We start from the raw sequence: 6,973 nt of genomic DNA, 5'->3' as shown, positions 1-6,973 counted from the left end.
GGGCCATGGTCGGCCGTCTGCAATTGCTCGATCAGTTCCTTCAGCACTTCCTTCACGTCGCCGACGATGGGGATATCGACCTTCACGCGCTTGGAAATGGACGACGGATCGATGTCGATGTGAATGATCTTCTTCGCGTGCGACGCAAAATGCTCCGGATCGCCGATCACGCGGTCATCGAACCGCGCGCCGATCGCGATCAGCACGTCGCAATGCTGCATGGCCATGTTGGCTTCGTAAGTGCCATGCATGCCGAGCATGCCGAGGAACTGCTTCTTGTCCGCACGATATCCGCCGAGACCCATCAGCGTGTTCGTGACCGGATAACCGAGCAGATCGGCGAACTGGTTCAGCTCGCGCGCCGCATTCGCCAGGATGATGCCGCCGCCGGTATAGATATACGGACGCTTGGCCGACAACAAAAGCTGCACGGCCTTGCGGATCTGGCCCGAATGGCCTTTGGTGACCGGATTGTACGAACGCAGCGAGACGGATTTGACCGGCTCGTATTTGCACGGCGTCTTTGAAACGTCTTTCGGAATGTCGATCAGCACCGGGCCGGGACGGCCTGTGCGCGCGATATAAAACGCTTTCTTGATGGTGGAGGCCAGTTCACGCACGTCCTTCACGAGGAAGTTGTGCTTCACGCACGGGCGTGTGATGCCGACCGTGTCGCACTCCTGGAACGCATCCTGGCCAATCGCCGCAGTCGGAACCTGACCGCTGATGACGACGAGCGGAATGGAGTCCATGTAAGCCGTGGCGATACCGGTCACCGCGTTGGTGACGCCGGGGCCCGAGGTCACGAGGCACACGCCGACGTTGCCGGTGGAACGCGCATAGGCGTCGGCGGCATGAACCGCGGCCTGTTCGTGGCGCACGAGGATATGCTGGATCTGGTCCTGCTTGTACAACTCGTCGTAGATATAGAGTACCGAGCCGCCGGGATAGCCCCAAATGAACTCGACGTTCTCGTCAGCCAGCGCGCGCATGAGCACGGTGCCGCCAATGGATTGCGCTTCGAGTGGGGGAGTCGTATCCGACGTGGAGAATTCCGCGCTGGGCATATTCATACATTCACCTTTCGAATTTTCGGCAAAAAATTGATTGGGTGCTCTCTGCCGGGCTTATGGCTCGGGTTCAAGCGGCGCGTCTAAATGGGAAGCGGGCTTCTTGGGCTCGCCTCAAAGAGACAGTTCACTGATGATGCGAGTCGGAAACGATAGCCCGAGGCAATAAAGACAGTCAAGCAAAAACTTCTTGGACCCCAACCGGAATGCGCTGAAAAGGGGTGAAAAAAGGCTCGGAACTCTCCGAAATGATGCGGAAAAGTCTGCTTCGCGGGCCGCCGTCTGAGGCATTTCCTCGCTGTTCACCCAAAAGTTTGTTAGCATCCGCAGGTTTTTAACCTCTCACCAACCCTTATCGACGCACACTCGTTGCGCCGGGCCTCACGGATGGCATCAGACAAGGAACTCGCCGATTTTCTGGCGGGCGTCGAAAGACGCGCGTTCAAGCAGACGGTGTACACCGTACGTGACGACGACGCGGCGCTCGACATCGTTCAGGATGCGATGATCAAGCTCGCCGAAAAATACGGCGACCGCCCTCCGGCTGAATTGCCGCTTTTGTTTCAGCGTATCCTGCAAAATGCAACGCACGACTATTTCCGGCGCCAAAAGGTCAGGAATACGTGGGTGAGCCTGTTTTCGTCGTTCGGGAACGCAGACGACGACGAATTCGACCCCCTCGAAACCTTCGAATCGCAGGATGGCACGGTCGGTGCGGAGAGCAGCGAAAGCCGGCTCGAGCGCGAACAGGTGCTCAATCTGATCGACGCGGAAATCCAGAAATTGCCAGCACGTCAACGGGAAGCGTTTCTCATGCGTTACTGGGAGGATATGGATGTCGCCGAAACCGCCGCTGCAATGGGCTGCTCTGAGGGCAGCGTAAAAACGCATTGCTCGCGGGCCACGCATGCGCTGGCACACGCGCTGAAGGCGAAAGGAATCACGCTATGAGCAACGCTCTCGATCAGAAAGAAGCCGAATTCGCGCTGAAGGTACGCCGCGCGCTCGACGAAAGTATTACAACGCTACCTGCCGCGTCGCTCGACAAGCTCGCGGCGGCCCGGCGGACGGCGCTCGCCCGCAAGAAGCCGGAAAAAGTCGCAGTGCCGGTTTTTGCCCCGGCGCTCGCAGGTGCGGGCATGGCGCCAAGCCTCGGCGGCCCGGTTCCCGGTCCGTCAGGCAAACGCGGCCGCTTTTCGCGGTTGGCGCTTGCGTGGCCGTTGCTGGCGCTTGCGATCGGACTGGCCGGCATTGCTTATTGGGAAGATCAGCAGCGTACCGCCGAACTCGCCGATATCGACGCGGCCATGCTGAGCGACAACCTTCCGCTCGACGCTTATCTCGACCACGGTTTCAACGCGTACCTGACGCGTAATCATTAAGTCTGCAGGAGTTATCGGGTGAGTTACAAGCGCGGCCTCGCGATTGTCTTTGGATGCGCAATTGCGGGACTCGTCGCGTTTGCCGCCACCTATCCGCGTTTCTACTCGGCCGCTTCCGCGGTTACCGTTGCTGCCGCGCCTTCTGGCGCGAGCGCGGCGGACGTGTTGTCCCCGCTTTCATCGCTCTCCCCCGACAGCCCTCTCGCCTGGAATCGGCTCACCGAAACCCAGCGAACCGCACTCGCGCCCTTTGCAAAACAATGGGATCAGTTTAGCGAAGAGCGCAAGCTGAAGTGGATGAAGATCGCGTCGCGGTATCCCAAGCTCTCGCCCGAAGGGCAAAAGCGCTTGCACGAGCGGATGGCCGAATGGGTCCGCATGACGCCGGACCAGCGCAAGGTCGCGCGGGAAAATTACCAGGTCTCCAAGTCCGTGCCGGTTGAAAAGCGCGAACGCGCCTGGGATGCGTATCAGAAGCTTCCCGAAGAGCAAAAGAAGAAATTGGCGGCAGCCGAGAAACCTCGCCGGCCGACCGTCGTCAGCGCGCCGCCCTCCGGAAAAACCGAAGTCAAGGACATCAACCGGCTGATTACCGGCCGGGACCACGGGCATGCGTCCGACGCTATGGGAGCAGACATCGGCACGCCTGCGTCTGTAGCGCCCGCCATTCCGAGTGCGGCCAGTTTTGTTCCCGCCACGCCGATTCCGGTTTCGCCTCAGCAGGCGCCATCGATCTTCAACGGTTCCTGAGCCATGGTGAGTGCTTCCTTCGAGTCACTCGCCGCAGCCCCATTGGTCGCGCCCAAGTTGCGCCGCCGCCTCGCCACCATGGTCTACGAGGGCGTGATCCTCTTTGGGATCGTGTTCATCGCCGGATACCTGTTCAGCACGCTCACGCAGCAACGCAACGGACTCACCCATCACAACCTTTTGATGACGTGGATCGGGATCGTGCTCGCGATTTATTTCGTCTACTTCTGGACCCATGGCGGCCAGACGCTGCCCATGAAGACGTGGCGCCTTAAAGTGGTCGATGCCCGCGGCGCCAAGGTCTCGACGGCGCGCGCCGCGTTGCGGTTCGTTTTAGCCTGGTTATGGTTCTTGCCGCCGCTTGCGCTGCATCCGTTGCTCGGCTTGAGTGTGCCCGTCACGCTGTGTCTGTGCGCCGGGTGGATCGTGCTATGGGCAGCGGCCATCTGGCTTGATCCGTCGAGACAGTTCCTGCACGACCGGATGGCAGGCACGCGCGTGGTGACTGTGTCGCCGACGGTCCCTGCTTGATCGATGGCCCGGCGCCTTCGTCCTTACTCCAAATCAACTCAGCCAGTCCGGATCATTGTTCAACGCCATATGCAGGTTGTCGTTGAAGTGATGCACACGAAAACCTTCCTGCGCGAATAACGTGTCCAGCGCGCGTCGCGTGTAAATGGTGATGTGGCCATTACGCGGCGCGATGTACCAGTGGTCCATACCGCGCGGCGCAACGTGATCGATAGTCAATGTCGAGAACAGCAACACGCCGCGCGGACCCAGCAGCCCCAAGGCTTCCCGGACGGTCACGAGCGGCTCCGGCGTATGTTCGAGCACCTCGAAAGCGCTGATGAAATCGAAGGAACAGGAGGGCGGCTCCGCACCGGCCGCGTCCATCGGGTCCCAGCTATGGGCGTCCAATCCATTTTTTCGTAACAGTCCCGCCAGCTTTCCATTCCCGCCACCGTAATCCAGGCACTTCAGGTCTTTGCCCTTCTTGACGAAATCAAGAATGAAGGCGGCGTTACTGGCCGGCCGTGCATCGACATAATCAGGGTCGATCAGCACGTACTCGTCGTTATAGATGTGCTGTACGTATTCGGCCTTGCTCCAGTCGTCGAACGCTCGTGTGAAGACAAGACCGCATTCATTGCATCGGTGGTAATAGATCGGCACGCCCGTGAGCGGCAGATAGTGGCCGCGCGCTTCTTCACAACTCTTTTGAAAATCGGTGACACCGTAAAGAGGCGCCTGCGCGTTGCAGATCTTGCAAGTCGATACGCGTTCGACCGGACGTACCGTCACGTTAAGCATTAGTTAGGATTCCGCTGGAAACCAGCGAGTATAGAGTCGAATGTCGCTCCATTAGGCGATCGTATGCGCAGTTTTAACAGATCCTGCAATAGATGCAACAACTGTGTATCGGACACCCGATCAATAAGAAGTTTCTGTGACTGTCATGGCACCGTCACGCTGGCATGGCGCAATGGGCTCACTGCAACCCGTTGCGCGTGCCCATGGCCACCAAATCGTCTGCGAGTAACCTCAGTGATCTGTTAGGCGTTACCCTCCGCGATGCAGAAGCCATTGCGTTTCGCACCGGCGCCGCGCCATCTGCACCACCCGAAACGACCGGCGCGAACCTCGCGCCACAAGGCACTTCACGTCTCGACGATGCCCCCGCCGACCATCGGTACCGCACCATCTGGCTCTCCGATATCCACCTCGGCTCCGGCGGCTGCCAGGCGAACTACCTGCTCGACTTTCTTCGCTACAACGACTCGGAATACCTGTATCTGGTCGGCGACATCATCGACGGATGGCAGCTTCGCAAAGGCTGGTTCTGGCCGCAGGCGCACAACGACGTGATTCAAAAGATCCTGCGCAAAGCCCGCAAAGGCACGCAGGTGGTCTACATCCCCGGCAATCACGACGAAGCCGCGCGCCAGTTCTGCGACCTTGCATTCGGCGATATTCACGTGCGCCAGGAAGCTTTCCACACCACGCTTGCCGGCAAGCGCTTGTGGATCGTTCACGGCGATCTCTTCGATGGCGTTATCCAGCACGCCAAGTGGCTCGCCTACCTGGGCGACACGCTCTACACGATCATCCTCTTGCTCAACCGCTGGTTCAATCGCGTGCGCAGCCGCTTCGGTTTCAACTACTGGTCGCTCTCGCAGTATCTCAAGCATCAGGTCAAGAACGCGGTCAATTTCATCTCGAAGTTCGAATCCGTGATGACCGATGAAGCACGCCGGCGCGGCTGCGATGGCGTGGTCTGCGGGCACATCCACAAAGCGGAGATTCGCGATATAGACGGCGTTCTTTATTGCAACGACGGCGACTGGGTCGAGAGTCTGTCGGCGCTCGTCGAGACGTTCGAAGGCGAACTGAAGATCGTTTATTGGACCGTATTGCGCGCACCAGAACACCACGCACAAAAGGCCGGGGCAACCGCCTGAGCATTTCACTTAACCGAGAGGCCATCGAATGAAAATCATGATCGTGACCGATGCTTGGGAACCTCAAGTCAACGGCGTCGTGCGGACACTGAAGAGCACGAGCCGCGAACTGACGGCTTTGGGGCACCGCGTGGAGTTGCTGACGCCGCTCGAGTTCAAGACCATACCGTGCCCGACGTATCCCGAGATCCGGCTGTCCTTGCTGCCGCGCCGCCGGGTGGCGCAGCGCATCGAAGAATTTGCTCCCGATGCGCTGCATATCGCAACGGAAGGTCCGCTCGGCATGGCGGCGCGCGCCTTTGCCATACGCAACAAGTTGCCTTTCACAACCGCGTATCACACGCGCTTTCCTGAGTATGTACAGGCGCGTTTCGGCATTCCGCTTGGCGTAACGTACAAGTTCCTGCACTGGTTTCACAAGCCGTCGCAAGCGGTGATGGCGCCGACGCCCGTGGTGAAAACCGACCTCGAGAAGTTCGGTTTCACGAACGTCGTGCTGTGGACACGGGGCGTGGATCTGGATATCTTCCAGCCGATGGACTCGAAGGTTCTCAACACCACGCGCCCGATCTTCTTGTACGTGGGACGCGTGGCGGTCGAGAAGAACGTCGAGGCATTTCTGAAGCTCGACTTGCCCGGTTCGAAATGGGTGGCGGGCGAAGGTCCTGCGCTCGCCGAGCTAAAATCGCGCTATACCAACGTGAACTATCTCGGCGTGTTGTCGCAGGCTGAACTCGCGAAGGTGTATGCAGCGGCAGACGTCTTTGTGTTCCCGAGCCGCACGGACACCTTCGGGCTGGTGCTGCTCGAAGCCATGGCATGCGGCACGCCGGTGGCGGCGTATCCGGTGACGGGTCCTATCGATGTATTGGGAACAGATGGACCCGGCGCACTCGATGAAGACCTGCAGGAAGCCTGCCTGCGAGCGCTTAAAATAGAACGTGCCGATGCGCGCGCGTGGGCGGAAAAGTTTTCGTGGCGCGCGGCATCGGAGCAATTTGCTTCGCATCTGAAACCGCTCGGCACACGCGGCGCGACGCAGGAACAGGCCGCCGCGTAGAGAGGTAACGCGCAACGCCAACGCAACATCAACGCATCACCACCGAAGCCGCAATGTGAAAGCCAAACCTTCAGTACAAGCGGACTCATTGCTCTATGCTCATCGCGAACCCTTCGACCAGGAAGAGGACGCCGGCGAACCATTGAGCCCCGACGACATGCTTGCCCCGCTGCCCTTCAACCCTTACAAGGGCAATCGCGGCCTGACACGCGCCTGGCACGCGATGAAAAACTCGCTGAACGGCTTTCG

At 59.5% G+C, this 6,973-nt stretch carries 8 protein-coding genes and 1 pseudogene; 7 read left to right on the top strand and 2 right to left on the bottom strand.

Features of this window, described 5'->3' with window-relative positions; genetic code table 11:
- Window positions 1-1,073: thiamine pyrophosphate-binding protein (locus ACFFAR_RS19880; protein WP_375508320.1), on the bottom strand; the 1,073-nt coding region annotated here is incomplete at its 3' end.
- Window positions 1,074-1,457: 384 nt separating this feature from the next.
- Between ACFFAR_RS19880 and ACFFAR_RS19875 the strand changes: the two genes are divergently transcribed.
- From ACFFAR_RS19875 to ACFFAR_RS19860, 4 genes are read left to right on the top strand one after another with little or no spacing between them, the layout of a single operon-like run.
- On the top strand, window positions 1,458-2,021 hold the full coding sequence (locus tag ACFFAR_RS19875) for an RNA polymerase sigma factor (RefSeq protein WP_056354030.1): 564 nt from the start codon (window positions 1,458-1,460) through the stop codon (window positions 2,019-2,021).
- Window positions 2,018-2,452 carry a DUF3619 family protein gene (locus tag ACFFAR_RS19870; RefSeq protein WP_061999846.1) on the top strand — a complete coding sequence of 145 codons (435 nt, stop codon included), beginning with the start codon at window positions 2,018-2,020 and terminating at the stop codon, window positions 2,450-2,452. The genes ACFFAR_RS19875 and ACFFAR_RS19870 overlap by 4 nt, the downstream gene beginning before the upstream one ends.
- An 18-nt stretch (window positions 2,453-2,470) precedes the next feature.
- Window positions 2,471-3,202 (top strand): DUF3106 domain-containing protein, encoded by a 732-nt coding sequence (locus ACFFAR_RS19865; RefSeq protein WP_375508319.1) that lies wholly within the window; start codon window positions 2,471-2,473, stop codon window positions 3,200-3,202.
- 3 nt (window positions 3,203-3,205) lie between these two features.
- Window positions 3,206-3,733: an RDD family protein gene (locus ACFFAR_RS19860; RefSeq protein ID WP_174364570.1), complete on the top strand. Its 528-nt coding sequence runs from the start codon at window positions 3,206-3,208 to the stop codon at window positions 3,731-3,733.
- A gap of 33 nt (window positions 3,734-3,766) precedes the next feature.
- Here ACFFAR_RS19860 and ACFFAR_RS19855 read toward each other — a convergent pair whose 3' ends face one another.
- On the bottom strand, window positions 3,767-4,516 hold the full coding sequence (locus tag ACFFAR_RS19855) for a methyltransferase domain-containing protein (protein WP_174364571.1): 750 nt from the start codon (window positions 4,514-4,516) through the stop codon (window positions 3,767-3,769).
- A 203-nt stretch (window positions 4,517-4,719) separates the two neighbouring features.
- On the opposite strand from ACFFAR_RS19855, the gene ACFFAR_RS19850 reads away from it, so the two are divergent.
- From ACFFAR_RS19850 to ACFFAR_RS19840, 3 genes and pseudogenes are all read left to right on the top strand, one after another.
- The gene (locus ACFFAR_RS19850) at window positions 4,720-5,664 is read left to right on the top strand and encodes a UDP-2,3-diacylglucosamine diphosphatase (protein WP_062167105.1); all 945 of its coding nucleotides are present in this window, start codon (window positions 4,720-4,722) and stop codon (window positions 5,662-5,664) included.
- A gap of 28 nt (window positions 5,665-5,692) precedes the next feature.
- The gene (locus tag ACFFAR_RS19845) at window positions 5,693-6,724 is read left to right on the top strand and encodes a glycosyltransferase family 1 protein (protein WP_062167106.1); all 1,032 of its coding nucleotides are present in this window, start codon (window positions 5,693-5,695) and stop codon (window positions 6,722-6,724) included.
- Window positions 6,725-6,812: 88 nt separating this feature from the next.
- A pseudogene (locus tag ACFFAR_RS19840) lies at window positions 6,813-6,973 on the top strand (diacylglycerol kinase); the annotation flags it as partial.

It is taken from the genome of uncultured Caballeronia sp. (assembly GCF_964243625.1).
GTDB lineage: Bacteria > Pseudomonadota > Gammaproteobacteria > Burkholderiales > Burkholderiaceae > Caballeronia.
Note: the sequence above shows the minus strand (reverse complement) of the source record. Positions and strands in the feature narration are given on the sequence as shown.

Coding starts and splice junctions, on each gene's coding strand:
- ACFFAR_RS19875 (WP_056354030.1), top strand. CDS start 1,458: ATGGCATCAGACAAGGAACTCGCCGATTTTCTGGCGGGCGTCGAAAGA.
- ACFFAR_RS19870 (WP_061999846.1), top strand. CDS start 2,018: ATGAGCAACGCTCTCGATCAGAAAGAAGCCGAATTCGCGCTGAAGGTA.
- ACFFAR_RS19860 (WP_174364570.1), top strand. CDS start 3,206: ATGGTGAGTGCTTCCTTCGAGTCACTCGCCGCAGCCCCATTGGTCGCG.
- ACFFAR_RS19855 (WP_174364571.1), bottom strand. CDS start 4,516: ATGCTTAACGTGACGGTACGTCCGGTCGAACGCGTATCGACTTGCAAG.
- ACFFAR_RS19850 (WP_062167105.1), top strand. CDS start 4,720: ATGGCCACCAAATCGTCTGCGAGTAACCTCAGTGATCTGTTAGGCGTT.
- ACFFAR_RS19845 (WP_062167106.1), top strand. CDS start 5,693: ATGAAAATCATGATCGTGACCGATGCTTGGGAACCTCAAGTCAACGGC.